The organism is Polaromonas sp. (assembly GCF_036676035.1).
In the GTDB taxonomy this organism is placed as follows: domain Bacteria; phylum Pseudomonadota; class Gammaproteobacteria; order Burkholderiales; family Burkholderiaceae_C; genus Polaromonas.
The window spans coordinates 38124-55046 of record NZ_JAKFDR010000093.1 but is presented as its reverse complement, the minus strand read 5'-3'; the positions used below and the strand labels follow the sequence as shown (position 1 = coordinate 55046).

Here is a 16923-nt window from a genome sequence, read left to right as displayed (position 1 = left end):
CGTCTGTATTTGGTGGTGTTTCTTATCGGGCTGGCTGGTTTTATGGGATGGATAGCCTTGCCGCAAGGCTTGCAGCTGCTGGCGCATCCGGTGGTGCTGGGGGCCAGCGGCTTCATGGTGTTTGTCGAGTTTTTTGCCGACAAGATTCCCGGGCTGGATTCCTTGTGGGACGTGGTGCACAGTGTCATCCGCATACCCGCCGGTGCTGCTTTGGCGGCTGGCGTCTTCGGTGCCGACGGCGGGGCAATGGCCCTGGTGGCGGCCCTGCTGGGCGGCACCTTGGCGGCGACCAGCTTTGCGGCCAAAGCAACGAGCCGCGCGGCCATCAACACCTCGCCCGAGCCTTTCAGCAACGTGGGCGCTTCGCTGCTTGAAGACGGCATCGTGCCCCTGGGCTTGTGGCTGGCCGTAGCGCACCCTTTGTTGTTTGTGGCGTTGCTCGCGGTGGTGCTGGTGCTCAGCATCTGGCTGATTCGCATTTGCTGGCGGTTTTTAACGCAACTGCTTGCCCGCGTCGCCCGCATCTTCAGCGGCAAACCTGATCCGGGCTTGTCGCCTGCTTTTACCTTGAAGTCACCCTTTTCAAAGAACGACAGACATGTTTAATAAAATCCTGATCGCCAATCGCGGAGAGATCGCCTGCCGCGTCGCCGCCACGGCCAAACGCATGGCCATCAAAACGGTGGCCGTGTATTCGGATGCCGATGCGCACGCCAAGCATGTCAGCGTTTGCGACGAAGCCGTTCACATTGGCGGCAGCGCGCCCAAGGACAGCTACCTGCGCTGGGAGCGCATCATTGAAGCGGCCAAGGCCACGGGTGCGCAGGCGATTCACCCGGGTTATGGCTTCCTGTCTGAAAACGAGGAATTTGCCCAGGCATGCGCGCAGGCCGGTCTGGTCTTCATCGGCCCGCCGGCTTCCGCCATCAAGGCCATGGGCCTGAAAGCCGAGTCCAAGCAGTTGATGGGAAAGGCCGGCGTGCCGCTGGTGCCCGGCTACCATGGCGCTGACCAGGACCCGGTGCTGCTCAGGCATGAGGCCGACCGCATTGGCTACCCGGTGCTGATCAAGGCCAGCGCTGGTGGTGGCGGCAAGGGCATGCGCGCGGTCGACAAGGCCGGGGACTTTGATGCCGCGCTGGCCTCCTGCAAGCGCGAGGCCATCAACAGCTTTGGCGACGACGCCGTGTTGGTGGAGAAATACGTACAGCGCCCGCGCCACATCGAGATCCAGGTGTTTGGCGACACGCATGGCAACTATGTCTACCTGTTCGAGCGCGACTGCTCGGTGCAGCGCCGCCACCAGAAAGTGCTCGAAGAAGCGCCGGCGCCGGGCATGACGCCCGAGATGCGCCAGCAGATGGGCCTGGCCGCCGTGGCGGCGGCGCGTGCTGTGCACTATGTGGGCGCGGGCACGGTGGAGTTCATCGTCGAGCAGCGGCCGGACGGCAGCATGAATTTTTTCTTCATGGAGATGAATACAAGGTTGCAGGTGGAGCACCCGGTGACCGAAGCCATCACCGGCCTCGACCTGGTGGAATGGCAATTGCGTGTGGCCAGCGGTGAGAAGCTGCCGCTGGCGCAGGACCAGCTGCGAATCAACGGTCATGCGATAGAGGCCCGCATCTGCGCTGAAAACCCTGACAACAACTTTCTGCCGGCCACCGGCACCTTGCATGTTTACCAGAAGCCCGCTTGCACCAGCTTTGAGCGTAGCGTGGTCCGCGTAGACGATGGCGTGCGCCAGGGCGATGCGATTTCACCGTTCTATGACTCCATGGTCGCCAAGCTGATTGTGCATGGCGACACCCGCGAGCAGGCGCTGGCCCGGCTCGACGAAGCGCTGGCGCAAACCCGTATCGTCGGACTCAACACCAACGTCCAGTTTTTGCGACATGTGCTCCAGAGCCATTCGTTTGCCCAGGCAGATCTGGACACGGCCCTGATTCAGCGCGAGCAGGCGCACTTGTTCGGGCAGGAGAAGATCGGTTTTCCCATGGCGGCGGCCGCGGCGATTGCGCAGACCCTGCTGGAAGAAAAAGCAGGCGAAACCGCTGACCCTTTCAGTAAAACGGATGGTTGGCATTCGCATGGCGTGGCTGTGCGGCGTTTCGAGTTCGAGTTCCATGAGGAAACCCTCAAGGCCGAATTGACCTGTCTGCACGACGGTGCGCTGCGCCTGTCGGCCGGCGGCGTGGAAGGGCCGCTGGTGTTCTCGCGCGGCACAGCGGGGGTTGACATCGGGTTTGCAGGGCAGCGCCAGAGCGTCCACATTCATAGAAACGGCGAAACCCTTCATGTCTTTGGCGTCAAGGGTGCGACCCACATCACCGCCATCGATTTACTGGCGCATGCCGGCGAAACCCATGCGGAAGGCGGGCGTTTGACCGCCCCCATGCCGGGCAAGGTGGTGTCGTTCGCCGTGAAGGCGGGCGACTTGGTTCAAAAGGGCCAGGCGCTGGCCGTGATGGAGGCCATGAAGATGGAGCACACAATTGCCGCACCGGCCGATGGCGTGGTGCAGGAGCTGCTGTATGCGCCTGGTGACCAGGTCACGGAAGGCTCCGAGTTGCTCAGGATGACGGCCTGATATGGCCCCCACGCTTGTCGCTTCGCGTACTGCGCTGCCCCCCGAGGGGGCCGTAGTCGCCTTGGGGCGGCCCGGCGGCGACTGAGGGCGCCTTGAATTTCGGCCGACAATATACCGCATGAGAATTTCGTTTTGCTGCACGGATACCAAGGCCGAGCCATGGCTGGAGGGCTTGCGCGCCGCCTTGCCGCAAGCCGTGATTGAGCCGTGGTCACCCGGCGCGCCCCTGGCTGATTACGCGGTGGTCTGGATGCCGCCGCAGCAGTTCCTGACAGAGCAAACCCGGCTCAAGGGCATTTTCAACATCGGCGCGGGGGTGGATGCGCTGATGAAGCTGGACTGGCCGTCTGGCGCCCAGGTCGTGCGCATTGATGATGGGGGTATGGCCGTGCAGATGGCCGAGTTTGTGTGTCATGCGGTGATCCGCCATTTCCGCGAGCTCGATGGCTATGAAGTCGACATCAATAATGGCAAATGGTCGTTTCGCCGGCCCCGCCTGCGGGCCGATTTTCCGGTCGGCATCATGGGCTTGGGCGTGCTGGGTGAGCGTGTGGCGCAAGCGGTTTCGCATTTCGATTTTCCGGTGCTGGGCTGGAGCCGTTCACCCAAATCAATCGATGGTGTGCAGTGTTTCTCGGGGCAGGCGCAATTCAACGAATTTCTGGCGGCGACGCGCATCCTGGTGTGCCTGTTGCCGCTGACACCGGACACGCGCGGCATCATGAACCTGGACGCCTTGTCGCGGCTCAAGCCCGGCGGGTATGTGATCAATGTGGCACGCGGCGCCCATCTGGTGGAGGGCGACCTGCTGGCCCTGATTGACAGCGGGCATTTGTCGGGCGCCGCACTGGACGTGTTCAGTACCGAGCCCCTGCCGCCGGCCCACCCGTTCTGGACGCATCCCGCCATTACCGTGACGCCGCACACCTCGGCCCGCACGCTGCGGGAGGAAAGCATTGCGCAGATTGCAGGCAAAATCCAGGCCTTGCAGCGCGGAGAACCCATTGCCGGTGTGGTTGACCGGAACAGAGGATACTGAGCACGCTGTCATCCTGAGCACAGCGAAGGATCTGGGTATGGGTAGCCCACAGGGATTCTTCGCTGCGCTCAGAATGACAAGGAAAACACTGCAAGACGATTCATATGAAACTGCCCTCCAAAGTCAAACTCGTCGATGTCGGCCCGCGCGACGGCCTGCAAAATGAAAAGCAGCCGGTGCCCGCCGAGGTCAAGATCGGCCTGGTGCACCGCCTGCAAGACGCGGGCCTCAAGGAAATCGAGGTCACCAGCTTCGTCTCGCCCAAGTGGGTGCCGCAGATGGCCGACGCGGCCTCCGTCATGGCCGGCATCCAGCGCAAGCCCGGCGTGCGCTACTCGGTGCTCACGCCCAACATGAAGGGTTTCGAAGCCGCTGTGGCGTTCAAGCCGGACGAGATCGTGGTGTTCGGCGCGGCCAGTGAGGCCTTCAGCCAGCGCAACATCAACTGCTCGATTGCCGAGAGCATCGAGCGCTTCCGCCCGGTGGTGGAGGCGGCGCGCGCCCAGAACATTTACGTGCGCGGTGCGATCTCCTGCACCGTGGGCTGCCCTTATGAAGGCGAGATTCCGCCCGAGCGCGTGGAACTCGTCGCGCGGCTCATGAAAGACATCGGCGTGCAGCACATCGGCGTGGCCGACACCATTGGCGTGGGCACCCCGCTCAAGGTGCAGCGCGCCATGGAGGCAGCACTCAAATACTACGACCTCGACGATGTCTCGGGCCACTTCCACGACACCTATGGCCAGGCGCTGGGCAATACGCTGGCCTGCCTGGAGATGGGCATCTGGCAGTACGACACCTCGTCGGCGGGGCTGGGCGGCTGCCCCTATGCCAAAGGCGCCACCGGCAACGTGGCGACCGAAGACGTGGTCTACCTGCTGCAGGGCATGGGCATAGAAACCGGGATTGATCTCGACAAGCTGATCGACGCCGGCAAGTACATCAGCGACTTCCTTGGGCGCAAGCCCAATTCGCGCGCGGCCACGGCCATCCTGAACAAAAGGGCTGGCTGAGATGTGTGGCGCTGAATTGCATTCAATGCCTGAGGGCGTGCAGCGCGTGGCGCGGGCCTTGCAGGACAAGGGCCACCCCCACGCGCCGTTGATGCTCGACGACGCGGCGCGCACGGCGCAGCAGGCCGCCGACGCGTTGGGCATTGCCGTCGGCCAGATCGCCAAGAGCATCATCTTTCGCCGCAAGTCCGACGATGCGGCGGTGCTGGTCATTGCCTCTGGCGACCGGCGCGTCGACGAAAAGAAGGTCGACGCGATTGTCGGCAAGACCGGCCGTGCCGATGCCGAGTTCGTGAAGAGCAAGACGGGTTACTCCATCGGCGGCGTGTCGCCGATCGCGCATGCCGTGGCGCCGGTGACCCTGATCGACCGCGAACTGTTCCGCTTCGAGGAAATCTGGGCCGCGGCCGGCCATCCGCACGGCGTGTTCAAGCTCAGGCCGCAAGACCTTGAAAGCCTGACCGGCGCGCCGGTAGCCGATGTGGTGCAGGAGCCCCTGGTTTCATGAAAAGCGCTATTGATTTAATAGCTGATTGCGCAGAATCTGCAAGGGCTGGCGGCCAAAATGATGTGCCGTCGCCTTGCATTTCGGTGTGCCGCATGAGCCCGGTCAGCGGTTTGTGCGAAGGCTGTTTCCGCACGCTGGAGGAGATCGCAGGCTGGAGCCGGATGGACGGCGAGGGCAAGCGGGCCATCTGGCTGCTGATCGAGCAGCGCGCAGGGCTGGTGCCGACTTAAGGAGCACATGAACCCCCACGCTCACATTCGTTCGCTGCCCTCCGAGGGGGCTGAGTACCGCGGCTCTGAGCCTGCCCGCGCAGGCTCGGACGGCACGAAGAGCCGCTGCGTCTCGCAGCGGTCCGGTCTGGAAGACCATGCCTTCTTTGAGGCAGCTCGGCAGGAGGCCGCATGAAACACATCACCTTCTACCTCGATTTCATCTCGCCCTATGCCTACCTGGCGTTCGAGAAATTGCCCGAGGCGCTTCAAGGCATCAGCCACAGCGTCAGTTACAAGCCGGTGCTGTTTGCCGGGCTGCTCAAGCATTACGGGCAGCTCGGTCCTGCCGAGGTGGCGCCCAAGCGCGACTGGACTTACCGGCAGGTGCTGTGGCTGGCGCACAGCAACGGCATCGAGATGCAGCTGCCGGCCAGTCATCCGTTCAATCCCTTGTCGCTGTTGCGGCTGGCGCTGGCCTGCGATGCCCGGGGCATGCCCAACCGCTATGCCTGCGAGACGCTGTTTCGCCATGTCTGGCGTGGTGGCGCAGAGGCTGCCGATCCGCAGCGCCTCAAGCTGCTGGCCGAGCAACTGGCGCCTGTGCGCGACATGAATGGCGAGGACGTCAAGGCCCAGCTGAAGACGCATACCGAGCAAGCCATTGCGCAAGGCGTGTTTGGGGTGCCCGCATTTGCAGTCGATGACAAAGTGTTCTGGGGTTTTGATGCCTTGCCCATGCTGCGCGACTATTTGGCGGGCGATGCCTGGTTTGCGCAGGGGCATTGGGAGGGCGTCGGTGCGGTCAAAACGGCTACCGTGCGCCGACCGTCCTGAGCCATTTCGCGTTATAGCCGTTATAGCCGGTAGTCGAGCTTGAGCCGGCTTTGCAGCTTGCGCGCCTGCTTGAAGGCTTCCTTCAGGATGTGGCGATCGAGTTCATTCAAAAGGTCCGGGTTGATGCGGTTGCCCCCGCCGGGTGCGCCCAGAGCCTGATGCTGGTGGCGCAATCGCAGCAGCTGGATGTAGTAGAAACTGTCCACGATGGCCGCCACATCGTCGCCGCCGAAGTTCATGATCCGGGAAGTGGCCAGCAGGCGTTGCACGGTGCTGGTCTGCCGTACCCCGTGCGCGAGTGAGAGCAGGCGCGCCGCATCGACAAAGGGCCTGGAGCCATACAGCTTGAGGTTGATGGTGTGGGGGAAGTCCTTGTCGCCGTCGAACACGAAATCGCGAATCAGGCCCAACGGTGGCGCGCATTGCAGCGCGTTCTCGACCATCAGGCGCAGAAACAGCCGCGCGTTGCGGGTTTGATCGAGTAACCAGCTGCGCAGCGTGTCGCTGAGGTTCTCGTCGCCATAGAGGGGGCGAAAGTCGAAAAAAATCGCGGCGTTGAGCAAGGCCTTGGGTTGGGGGTGTTCAATCCAGTCGCTGAACCTGGCGCGCCATTCGGGCAGCGACAGGCACCATTGCGGGTTGCCCGCCATGATGTCGCCCTGACAGAGGGGAAAACCACAGGCATCGAGCTTGTGGTTGACCGCCTGGGCAAAGGGCAGGAAGCGCTGGCGCAGCGCTTCGGCGGCCGCTTCGTTCTCGCACGCGAAGATGATGCCGTTGTCCTGATCGGTGCACAGCGTTTGTTCATAGCGCCCCTCGGAGCCCAGCGCGAGCCAACACCACTTGACTTGCGGCAGGTCAAATTCATCGTGGGTGAGTTCAATCACGCGCAGGGTCAGCAGGTCATTGAGCGTGGAGACGAACTGCGTCAGTTGCCCCGCGGCCATGCCCTGCGTGAGCAAAGTCAGGGCGATGCGCTGAATGTCCTTGGCGCAGGCCTGCAGGCCCGGCAGGTCGCGGGCCTGTCGGATGTCGTTGCTGACGTCCTTGAGGCTGGTGCGCTGCAGGGCAAACAAATCGTTCTGCGACACGATGGAGACCAGGCGTCCGGCTTCATCCACCACCAGCAGATGGCGCAGGCCGCGGCTGGCCATGATGAGGGAGGCCTCGTAGGCGGTGGTGTGTGGCTTGACCGTGATCACACCGCCAGTCATGACGCTGGCAATCGGCTGGTCAAGGCCGACTTGTGGCAGCGTCACGCGATGCAGCAGGTCGCGCAGGGTGAAGATGCCCAGGGGCATGTGTCCCTGGGCATCCACCACGATGAGGGAGCCGATGCGCAGGCGGTCCATGATCGCCAGCGCCTCGCCAAGCGGCGTGTCCAGCGTGACCGTCACAGGCTCGCGCCGTGCAATCTGACTCAGCGGGCTGTGCATGGCCTGGAGATCATGGCGCGGGTTGGGGTCTGGGGCTGCTTCCATGATACTGGTTCAGTAACTGACTCTGGCGTAATAGGTGCGCGCGGCCGCCTCGCGTGCCTGGCGCAAGGTGTGAATGTCCTGTTTCGCCAGCAAGGGGATCATCTTGAGGAAGATCTCTCCGGTAACGATCGCGTCGCCCAGGGCCGTATGGCGCCCGATCACGTTGATGCCCAGGCGCCCGGCAATGGCTTCCAGGCGGTGTGATTCCTGGTTGGGATGAAGCAGCGCCGACAGCAGCAAGGTGTCCAGCACCGGTTGCTGGAACACGATGCCGGTGGATGCCTCCTTGAGTTGCAGGAAACGCATGTCAAACGCGGCATTGTGCGCCACCAGCACCGTGTCCTCGCAGAATTCATGAAAGCTCGGCAGGACCTGCTCGATCGTGGGTTGCCCCTTGACCATGTCTTCGGTGATGCCGTGGATGAGAATGGATTCGGGCTTGAGCCGTCGCCTGGGATCAATCAGCTGGTCGATGGTCTCGTTCTTGAGCAGGCGACCGTTGACGATGCGGATGGCGCCAATCTGGATGATCTCATCGCCGGCCGAAGGCTCCAGTCCGGTGGTCTCGGTGTCAAACACCGTGTAGCTCAGTTGCGTCAGCAGGCGATCATCCAGCGCACGTGTCTCCTCGGTTTGCTTGAACAGGTCAAAGTCGTAGTACTCGGGGCGGCTCTCATGGCGCAGCCATACGGCCGGGTCGGCCGCATCCTGCGCCGCGGCGGTTGGCAGCAGCATCCGGATCAGGGGTTGCTGCGTATTCTGGTCGCGCTGGTGCCAGAGTTCGCCGCCATGGCGTTCGATCACTTCGCGCAGCGTCAAGGGGGGGCCTTCGCCGTCAGCGTTCATGGGCGACTGTTCCCACCTCGCCAGCACGGCCGCGTCCAGAGCGGCGCCCGACCAGAGCAGGTCCAGTTGTGCCAGCCGCCCGGCTGGCCGCAGACGCAGGGCCACGGCGCCCACGCCGCACTCATCCTTGAGCCGGGTGGCGAGGTAGCTCAGGCCCTGCAGCAGCGAGAAGCTGTCGACCTTGACCCACAGGCCGTTGGCGACCTCTTCGCTGCTGGCACTCACACCGGGCTTTTGCTCAATGCGCTGCTGCAAGGCCTGCACCAGGTCCGCGCCATGCATGTCTTCCAGCGGCCAGCGCGCCTTGAGTGTGTCGGCGAACTCGGCGCTGGCGTGGTTGATGCGCTGGCTCATCGCCTCTGCTTCGTCGCGGATCACGCCCACGAAGCGGTCGCGCTGGCCGATCTCCATGTCCGGGTATTGCAGCAGGTTCTCCACCGCCGCGCGTACATTGCCCAACGCGGCGCGGCTGCCTTCGGTGAGTGTTTGCAAGAGCAGGTCGCGCCGGCTTTGTGTTTCTACATGGCGGGTGATGTTGTCGAGCATGAGCACGTAGCCGCTGATGACCCGCTCCCCGGTGGCGCCGGCCTGTGCGTCGTGATCGCGCCAGGAGTTGCCAAAGACCGGGGCCATCTGAACGCGTATCAGTTGCCCGGTGCGCGTGGTGGTGACGAAGGTGGCCGAGGGCTGTGCGCCGCCGTGCTGGAGGTGGTGCTGCACGCTCTCCAGGGCATGCGTGATGAGACCGCGCCCCATGATGGCAAAAATGGAACGGCCCAGGCCGATCAAGGCTGCGCCGCCGCCTTGCGCACCTTGTCCAGGCACCTGGAACTGCTGCCGCGCACGGTTGTTGTAGAGCAGGATGCGTCCATCCAGGTTGCACACGACCACGCTCTGCGTGAGTTCCGACATCAACGCGGCCAGACGGTTCTTTTCCTCTTCGACCGAGGCCTTGGCTTGCAGGATCTTCTGCTCCACATCGCGCTGCAGCGATTCGCGCTGGTCGGCCAGCGTATTGACGACCTGCGCCAGCGTTCGGATCTCGGGGGCGCCAAGCTCCTGCAGCCGCAACGCCGGGTTGGAGTTGACCATCACCAGTGCCTGCTCACGCAGGCTCAAAGGGGCCAGCACATAGACCCGGTACAAACCCCAGGCCAGCAGCCCCAGCCCGGCCCAGGCCAGCAAGATGATGAGCAAGGCCAGTGCGTAACGCTCCCGCATGATGGCCAGCACCGCCTGCCGCTCGGCGTCCTGCATGTCGGCCCACAGCACCACACCCAGGATGCCAAAGAGCACCGCCAACAGTCCATACAGAGCACCGAGTCCCACAGCGAGCCGGATTCGGGGGGTCATGGCGGCTGGGCAATGGCTTGGGCGGGCGCGTCGTTGAATGGACGGCTATTGCGCCGGCAGTCCGAGCAGTTGACGCACCTGCGCAACCAGGTCCTTGGTGGAAAAGGGTTTGGTCATGTAGGCGTCCGCGCCGAGTGCGAGGCCCTTGCTGACCTCGGTGTCGCGCCCTTTGGCGGTGAGCATCACCACCTTGAGCGATTGCCACTGGGGGTTGGCGCGGATTTGCTGGCACACCTCAAACCCGTCCTTCCTGGGCAGCATGATGTCGAGCAGGATCAGGTCCGGCAGCTGCGCGGCGATGGCCTGCAACGCCGCCTCTCCGTCCACGGCCACCTGGACATCAAACCCTTCGCGTTTCATCAGAAACTCGAGCGACACCACGATGTTGGGTTCGTCGTCCGCAATCAGGATGCGTTTGCTCATGAGTCGGTCCAATCTGGCTGTTGAGGCGCGGCGGCCCTGGTGCCCTCTTTGAAGGGCAGTGTAAACGAGAATGTGGCCCCGCTGCCAGGTTCGCTTTGCACCCACAGCCGCCCCCCAAAACGTTCGATGATGTGCCGGCTGATGGGCAGTCCCAGCCCGCTTCCCTGGGGCTTGTCGGTCATGGTATTGCCCACCTGGCGAAAGCGCTCAAAAATGATTTTTTGATTGGCGGCACTGATGCCGCTGCCGTTGTCCCGAACGTCCACGCGCAGACCGCCGGGCTCCTGGCGCAATGAGACGTGTATCCGGCCCCGGGTCGGATCGCAGAACTTGACCGCATTGGACAGCAGGTTGAGCATCACCTGGATCAGGCGGTCGCGGTCGGCCAGAATGCGGGGTGTGTGGGATGCCAGGTCTTGTGTCAGTGTCACATGCCGGTCGTTGAAGGTCGAGTAGGTGGCCGCCACCGATTCCTCGATCACTTCGCGCAAGTCCAGTTCCGACGTGTGCCATTCGGCATTGCCCGATTCGATCTTGGCCATGTCCAGCACCTGATTGATCAATCGGGTCAGGCGCTCGGCTTCCTTGACGATGATGCCCAGGAACTTCTTGCGCTCGTCCAGGCCTATCCTGGGGTCATCCAGCAGGATTTCCGAGAATGCGCGAATGGAGGTGAGGGGCGTGCGCAGCTCATGGGTCACGGTGGACATGAAGTCATCCTTCATGCGGTCGAGCTCTTTCATGCGTTCATTGGCGGCCCGCAACTCGGCGGTGGCGGCTTCGAGCTCCTGCGACTTGAGTTCGAGCTCCCTGGAGTAGGCGCGCACCTGGGAGGCCTCATCGAGGATGTTCATCACCTCGTCAATGCCCAGCGGTTCCTCCTGCACCACCGAGGCCACCATGGCCCGCGCGGAAGCGCTGCCCAGGGCGCCGGCCAGCAGTGTCTCGGCGTAATGCACCAGGTCCGCGTCGGCCTTCAATTGCGCGACGGATGACAGGCCGCGTGCCCGCGCATAGCTCAGGAAGGCTTCCTGCGCACGCACCGGCCCGAGGAAGCGGCCAATCAGCGGCAGCAGGTCCTGCACCTGGGCGCTGCCGCGCCACAGGCGCGAACCGCCCGCAAGGCTGACGGTATGACGAAACACATCCACAAAGGCCGTGGCCTGCCTGGTTTCCTCCACCGTCGCCCGGCCCGCCAAAGACACGCCCAGGTAGAAACCGATGTTGGCCAACAGGCTCCAGAACAGGCTGTGCGAAATCTCGTCCAGTCCGGACAGGCCGAACAGTTGCTGGGGCCGCAGCAGTTCCAGTCCGAACAGACCCTCGTTCAGAAAGGACGATGGCAACCAGCCCGATTTGGCGAATGAAGGCAGCAGCAGGGTGTAGCCCCACACCGCGAAGCCACCCAGCAGCCCGGCCATGGCGCCGTGGCGCGTGCCGCCTTTCCAGTAGATGCCGCCAAAAATGGCGGGCGCAAACTGGGCCACCGCAGCGAACGAGATCAGCCCGATGCCCACCAGGGCGTAGGCCTCGCCCGCGGCGCGGAAGTAGATGTAGCCCAGCAGCAGGATGGCCACGATCGCCCAGCGGCGTATGCCCAGCAGCAAACCGGAGAGGTCCTGCCGCTCGTTCAGGCGCAAGGCCTTCATGCGCAGGGCCAGGGGCATCACCAGGTCGTTGCAGATCATGGTGGACAGCGCAATCGTTTCCACAATCACCATGCCGGTGGCGGCCGAGAGGCCGCCGATGAAGACGAACAGGGTCAGTGCTTCGTGCCGCTGGGCCATGGGCAGGGTCAGCACGAAGGTGTCGGCATCCACATGGCCTGCCGGGAAGTGCAGCATGCCGGCCAGGGCAATCGGCAGCACGAAGATGTTGATCAGCAAGAGGTACAGCGGGAACAGCCAGACCGCCTTGCGCAGGTGCTGCTCATTGACGTTTTCCACCACGGTGATCTGGAACTGCCGGGGCAGCAGCATGACCGAGAGCATGGAGAGAATGGTCAGCGACCACCAGCTGCCATAGCCGCTGCCGCTGCCGGTGTCGGCCACGGTCATGAGCGCCTTGAGTTTGGGCACCAGCTCGGCGCGCTGAAAGATGTCGCCCATGCCGTCGAAGATGCCAAAGGTCACGAACAGACCCACAGCCAGGAACGCCAGCAGCTTGACCACCGATTCAAACGCAATCGCTGCCACCATGCCTTCATGCCGCTCGGTGGCATCCAGGTGCCGCGTGCCAAACAATACGGTGAAGGCGGCCAGGATCATGGCGATGTACAGCGCGCTGTCCTGCCACAGGGCCTGGGCGGTGGCTTTGGTGGGCATGACGATGTCAGGGTAGTGCAGAAGGATCGTGAAGCTGTTGGAGACAGCCTTCAGCTGCAGCGAGATGTAGGGAACAACGCCGATCACGGCAATCACGGTCACCATCCCGCCCAGCAGCTGGCTCTTGCCGTAGCGCGAGGCCACGAAGTCGGCAATCGAGGTGATGTGGTTGGCCTTGCTGATGCGAATGATCTTGAGCATCACAAACCACCAAAGACCCGCGATCAGTGTGGGGCCCAGGTAGATGGGAAGGAAGCCAATGCCCGCCGATGCGGCGCGTCCGACACTGCCGTAGAAGGTCCAGGTGGTGCAGTAGACGGCCAGTGACAGGGCGTAGATGGCCGGATTGGCGATGATGGAGCGCCCCGCGTCGGCGCGCTTGTCGCCGTAATAGGCAATGGCAAACAGAACGCCCAGGTAGGCAAAGGACACGCTGATGATGACCCAGCCTTGCAGCATCACTCGCGCCGTTCACTCACGTAGGCCATCAGGCCAATGAGCAAGGCCCACACCGCGAAGATGTAGAAGTACAGGAGCGGAATGCCGAACAATGCGCCGGGCTTGCTGAAGAGGGAGAGCACCGGGTAATTGAACAGCACGCAACCCAGCAGAACGATGGCAACCAGACGCTGACCCGTGATGTCGGAGTAATGCATGGCCGTGTCTCCTCAAGTTCTCGGCGCATTGTAGGCTTTGGCGGGATTAGGACATTCCCTAGGGCAGAGCGCATACTGGCTCTCCTCTCGCATCGCAAAACGGTGCGCCATGGTAAATACCTACTTTGTAAGTTTGCATTCAGCGCGGCGTCAGAATCTGGTCAGGACACGGCCTCAGATTGCGATCTGAGACAAGAATCTGTAAGAAAGAATAAAGCTTTATGTTGTTGACAGTCGTGATCGCAAAAAGCCTGATTGAGTTGTCGCTCATGTTCATCGTGGCGCGCTTCATCCTGGGGCTGCTGGCCGGCGCCAAGCGCAGCACCAACGTGTTCTGGCAACTGCTCGACATCGCAGCCAGGCCCGCGCTGTGGCTCACCCGGCGCGTGAGCCCCAAGCTCATCCTGGACCAGCACATCCCCTTGGCCGCCGCCAGCTGGTTGCTGATTGCCTGGGTGGTGGTGGTCAAGCTCAAGATTGATCTGTGTTTTCAGGCGGGGGCCGCAGCATGCCAATGAATTCGGTTCAGGGTGGTTCGTCCCGCGTGCCAGCGTTGGGGCGCTTAGAGCGTTTTGTGCTGGGCTGGAAAGCCAAGGTTTTGTTGCTGCTTGGCCTGCAGGCGCGCGCCCTTGAGGTGTTCCAGGACATTCTGCGGCGCTCGCCGCAAGACCTGCATGCCCTCAACAGCCTGGGCTATGCCGCCCTGCAACGCGGGGAGCATGAGCTTGCGCACCGCTACTTTGAGCAGGCGCTTGAGCTCAATTCACGGGCATCGAATGCTCATTTCAACCTGGCGTTCGTGGCGGAGCTGCTCGGGCGGCTGGACGAGGCCGAGCAGGGCTTTCGATCGGCCATTGCGCTGGAAGAAAAGATGGACCGGGCCTGGTATGGCCTGGGGATCGTGCTGGTGCGCCAGGGGCGTTTGCCAGAAGCGCTGGTGGTATTCAAGCGCAATGCCAAATTGCAACCCATGAGCCCGTTTGGCTGGTACCAGATGGCGCGGGTGCATGTGGACTTGCAGCAGCCCGAAGAGGCCAGGGCGGTGATCCGGCACCTGAAGGGATTCGAGCCCAAGGTGGCGGCCCAGCTGGAGCGCGAAACCGGCTTGCGCCCGGTGTGAGTTGGTTAGTGGTGGGTGGTAGGTAGTAGGTAGTGGCCCATTTCAATGGGGGCTGGCGGGGTGAGCCAGAGCTTGTTCGGAATGGTTATTCATATCAATGAGGAGCAAGCAATGCAGCTATCAGAAAAACACCAGGAGTACTGGCGCAAGAACCTTCGGATAACCAGCATCCTGTTGGGCATCTGGTTCTTGGTGACCTTCGTCTTACCGTTTTTTTCCAAGGAGTTGACCTTCAAATTTTTTGGCTGGCCATTTTCATTCTGGGTCGCCGCGCAGGGCGCCCTGGTGGTGTACTGCCTGATCATCTGGTACTACGCGCGGCACATGAACGCCCTTGACAACGAATACGGCGTAGCCGAAGGGGAAGAATGATGTTTGGCAACGAAAAACAGACGCAGAACGCATTCAAGAAAGGCCTGAACAAGGTCTATGGCTTTTACACCGGCGGCTTCATCGGCTTCGTGCTGCTGCTCGCCGCGCTCGAGCAGATGGGTTTGTCCAGGGCCTGGATCGGCTACTTTTTCCTTGCCGGGACGGTGCTGCTGTATGCCGGCATTGGGGTCATGAGCCGCACCAGTGATGCGGCTGAATACTATGTGGCCGGACGCCGCGTGCCCGCCATGTACAACGGCATGGCCACAGGCGCGGACTGGATGTCGGCGGCCTCCTTCATCGGCATGGCCGGCACGCTGTACCTGACCGGCTTTGGCGGCCTGGCCTTCATCACGGGATGGACGGGAGGATATTGCCTGGTGGCGCTGTTCCTGGCGCCTTACCTGCGAAAGTTTGGCCAGTTCACGATCCCTGACTTTCTGGGCGCCCGCTTTGAAGGCAACCTGCCCCGAATCATTGGTGTTTTTGGTGCCATTCTGTGCTCCTTCACCTACGTGGTGGCGCAGGTCTACGGCGTGGGCTTGATCACCACGCGTCTGACCGGGCTGGCTTTTGAGGTCGGCATTTTTGCCGGGCTGGGCGGCATTCTGGTGTGCTCGTTCCTGGGCGGCATGCGGGCCGTGACCTGGACCCAGGTAGCCCAGTACGTGATTCTGATCATTGCCTATCTGCTCCCGGTGATCTGGCTCTCGGTCAAGCACACCGGCGTGCCGATTCCGCAGGCGGTCTATGGCTACACGCTGGAGAAGGTGACGGCCAAGGAAGAGGTTCTGATCAAGGACCCCAAAGAGATCGAAGTGCGCAACATCTTTAGCGCCCGCGCCGATGAGGCCAGTGCCAAGCTCAAGGACGTGCCTGCCGCCATGGCTGCCGACAAGGCTGCAGCACAGAAGAAGCTGGACGACCTGAAAGCTGCGAACGGCGCTGTGGCCGACATCAAGGCCGCTGAAGCCGCCCTGGCGGCGCTGCCCAAGGACGAAGTCGCCGCCAAGACTGCCTACACGGCGGCCCGCGTCGGCAATGCCGCGCGTTCCGCCCCGCCACTGCGTCACGCCACACCCTTCCCCGGCAAGGATGAGGCCGCCAGCGACGTGGCGCGCAAGAACTTCCTGGCGCTGGTGTTCTGTCTGATGGTTGGAACAGCGGCCTTGCCCCACATTCTGATGCGCTACTACACCACGCCTTCGGTGAAGGAGGCGCGCGAATCGGTGAGCTGGTCGCTGTTCTTCATTTTCCTGTTGTACTTCACGGCGCCCGCGCTGGCGGTGCTGGCCAAGTTCGAGGTCTACACGGTGCTGGTGGGCACGCCCTTTGACCAGTTGCCGGCCTGGATTGCGCGCTGGAGCCTGGTGGACAAGAGCCTGCTCTCGGTGGCGGACATCAACAAGGACGGCATCCTGCAGTTGGCCGAGATAGCCATCGGGGGTGACATCATTGTGCTGGCCACGCCTGAAATTGGCGGGCTGCCCTACGTGGTGTCGGGCCTGGTGGCGGCGGGCGGTCTGGCTGCGGCGCTCTCCACGGCCGATGGCCTGCTGCTGACGATTGCCAACGCGCTGTCGCACGACCTGTACTACAAGATACTGGACCCGAATGCGTCCACTGCACGTCGTGTGATGGTGTCCAAGATGCTGTTGCTGGTGGTGGCGCTGTTGGCGGCCTATGTGGCGGCCCAGAAACCAGCGGACATCCTGTTCCTGGTGTCGGCGGCCTTCTCGTTCGCGGCGGCGACTTTCTTCCCGGCGCTGACGCTGGGCATCTTCTGGAAGCGTGCCAACAAGTGGGGGGCCTCGCTGGGCATGGTGGCTGGCTTGGGCATCACCTTCTACTACATGATGACGACTCAGCCCTGGCTTTACAAGCTCACCCACAGTGGGGCCGCCCTCACGCCTGAAATCCTCAAGGCCAATACCTGGTGGGACATTGCCCCGATCTCGGCTGGCCTGTTTGGCGTGCCGCTGGGCTTTGCAGTGATCATCATTGTGTCGCTGCTGACCAAGGCTCCGGGCAAGGAAGTTCAGGAACTGGTGGAGCATGTGCGCTACCCCAGCCTGGATGGCAAGGTTGCCGCTGCCGGTGCCGGCCACTGAACGCGGTCGCAGGTGAATCAAAAACCCCGCTAAGGCGGGGT

The 16923-nt window shown here is 62.7% G+C and carries 16 protein-coding genes; 11 read left to right on the top strand and 5 right to left on the bottom strand.

All coding sequences use genetic code 11. The features are described from left to right. The 7 genes from V6M61_RS13665 to V6M61_RS13630 form a co-directional block, all read left to right on the top strand. Window positions 1–606 (top strand): DUF4126 domain-containing protein (locus V6M61_RS13665; protein WP_332777120.1); only part of this gene is annotated, 606 nt, incomplete at its 5' end. Continuing rightward, entirely contained in the window at window positions 599–2590 is a 1992-nt protein-coding gene (locus tag V6M61_RS13660; protein ID WP_442957780.1) for an acetyl/propionyl/methylcrotonyl-CoA carboxylase subunit alpha, read from the top strand. The genes V6M61_RS13665 and V6M61_RS13660, both read left to right, overlap by 8 nt. Before the next feature lie 118 nt (window positions 2591–2708). Next, a complete protein-coding gene (locus V6M61_RS13650) occupies window positions 2709–3629 on the top strand; it encodes a 2-hydroxyacid dehydrogenase (protein ID WP_332777119.1) in 921 nt (306 codons plus the stop codon). Window positions 3630–3733: 104 nt separating this feature from the next. Further along, window positions 3734–4642 carry a hydroxymethylglutaryl-CoA lyase gene (locus V6M61_RS13645; RefSeq protein ID WP_332777118.1) on the top strand — a complete coding sequence of 303 codons (909 nt, stop codon included), beginning with the start codon at window positions 3734–3736 and terminating at the stop codon, window positions 4640–4642. 1 nt (window position 4643) lies between these two features. Beyond that, the gene (locus V6M61_RS13640; RefSeq protein WP_332777117.1) at window positions 4644–5150 is read left to right on the top strand and encodes a YbaK/EbsC family protein; all 507 of its coding nucleotides are present in this window, start codon (window positions 4644–4646) and stop codon (window positions 5148–5150) included. Window positions 5151–5242: 92 nt separating this feature from the next. Then, on the top strand, window positions 5243–5380 hold the full coding sequence (locus V6M61_RS13635; protein ID WP_332777116.1) for a DUF1289 domain-containing protein: 138 nt from the start codon (window positions 5243–5245) through the stop codon (window positions 5378–5380). 171 nt (window positions 5381–5551) lie between these two features. Then, window positions 5552–6196 carry a 2-hydroxychromene-2-carboxylate isomerase gene (locus tag V6M61_RS13630; RefSeq protein WP_332777115.1) on the top strand — a complete coding sequence of 215 codons (645 nt, stop codon included), beginning with the start codon at window positions 5552–5554 and terminating at the stop codon, window positions 6194–6196. Between the two features lie 20 nt (window positions 6197–6216). On the opposite strand, the gene V6M61_RS13625 is transcribed toward V6M61_RS13630, so the two are convergent. Genes V6M61_RS13625 through V6M61_RS13605 form a run of 5 tightly spaced genes read right to left on the bottom strand, consistent with a single transcriptional unit; the run spans window position 6217 to window position 13279 of the window. Beyond that, window positions 6217–7677, bottom strand: a complete 1461-nt coding sequence (locus V6M61_RS13625; RefSeq protein ID WP_332777114.1) for a DUF294 nucleotidyltransferase-like domain-containing protein — start codon at window positions 7675–7677, stop codon at window positions 6217–6219. A gap of 9 nt (window positions 7678–7686) precedes the next feature. Next, a complete protein-coding gene (locus V6M61_RS13620; RefSeq protein ID WP_332777113.1) occupies window positions 7687–9876 on the bottom strand; it encodes a 3'-5' exonuclease in 2190 nt (729 codons plus the stop codon). A 45-nt stretch (window positions 9877–9921) separates the two neighbouring features. Continuing rightward, window positions 9922–10299: a response regulator transcription factor gene (locus V6M61_RS13615; RefSeq protein ID WP_332777112.1), complete on the bottom strand. Its 378-nt coding sequence runs from the start codon at window positions 10297–10299 to the stop codon at window positions 9922–9924. Then, complete coding sequence (locus V6M61_RS13610; RefSeq protein ID WP_332777111.1) at window positions 10296–13082, bottom strand: sensor histidine kinase; 2787 nt, start codon at window positions 13080–13082, stop codon at window positions 10296–10298. Before V6M61_RS13610 ends, V6M61_RS13615 begins: the two co-directional genes overlap by 4 nt. Further along, window positions 13082–13279 (bottom strand): hypothetical protein, encoded by a 198-nt coding sequence (locus V6M61_RS13605; protein ID WP_332777110.1) that lies wholly within the window; start codon window positions 13277–13279, stop codon window positions 13082–13084. The genes V6M61_RS13610 and V6M61_RS13605 overlap by 1 nt, the downstream gene beginning before the upstream one ends. A gap of 221 nt (window positions 13280–13500) precedes the next feature. Between V6M61_RS13605 and V6M61_RS13600 the strand changes: the two genes are divergently transcribed. The 4 genes from V6M61_RS13600 (at window position 13501) to V6M61_RS13585 (ending at window position 16882) form a co-directional block, all read left to right on the top strand. Further along, entirely contained in the window at window positions 13501–13797 is a 297-nt protein-coding gene (locus tag V6M61_RS13600) for a hypothetical protein (RefSeq protein WP_332777109.1), read from the top strand. Beyond that, entirely contained in the window at window positions 13794–14399 is a 606-nt protein-coding gene (locus V6M61_RS13595) for a tetratricopeptide repeat protein (protein ID WP_332777108.1), read from the top strand. The genes V6M61_RS13600 and V6M61_RS13595 overlap by 4 nt, the downstream gene beginning before the upstream one ends. A gap of 111 nt (window positions 14400–14510) precedes the next feature. After that, window positions 14511–14771 carry a DUF4212 domain-containing protein gene (locus tag V6M61_RS13590; RefSeq protein ID WP_332777107.1) on the top strand — a complete coding sequence of 87 codons (261 nt, stop codon included), beginning with the start codon at window positions 14511–14513 and terminating at the stop codon, window positions 14769–14771. Next, complete coding sequence (locus tag V6M61_RS13585) at window positions 14768–16882, top strand: sodium:solute symporter family protein (RefSeq protein WP_332777106.1); 2115 nt, start codon at window positions 14768–14770, stop codon at window positions 16880–16882. Before V6M61_RS13590 ends, V6M61_RS13585 begins: the two co-directional genes overlap by 4 nt. Window positions 16883–16923: the final 41 nt, after the last annotated feature.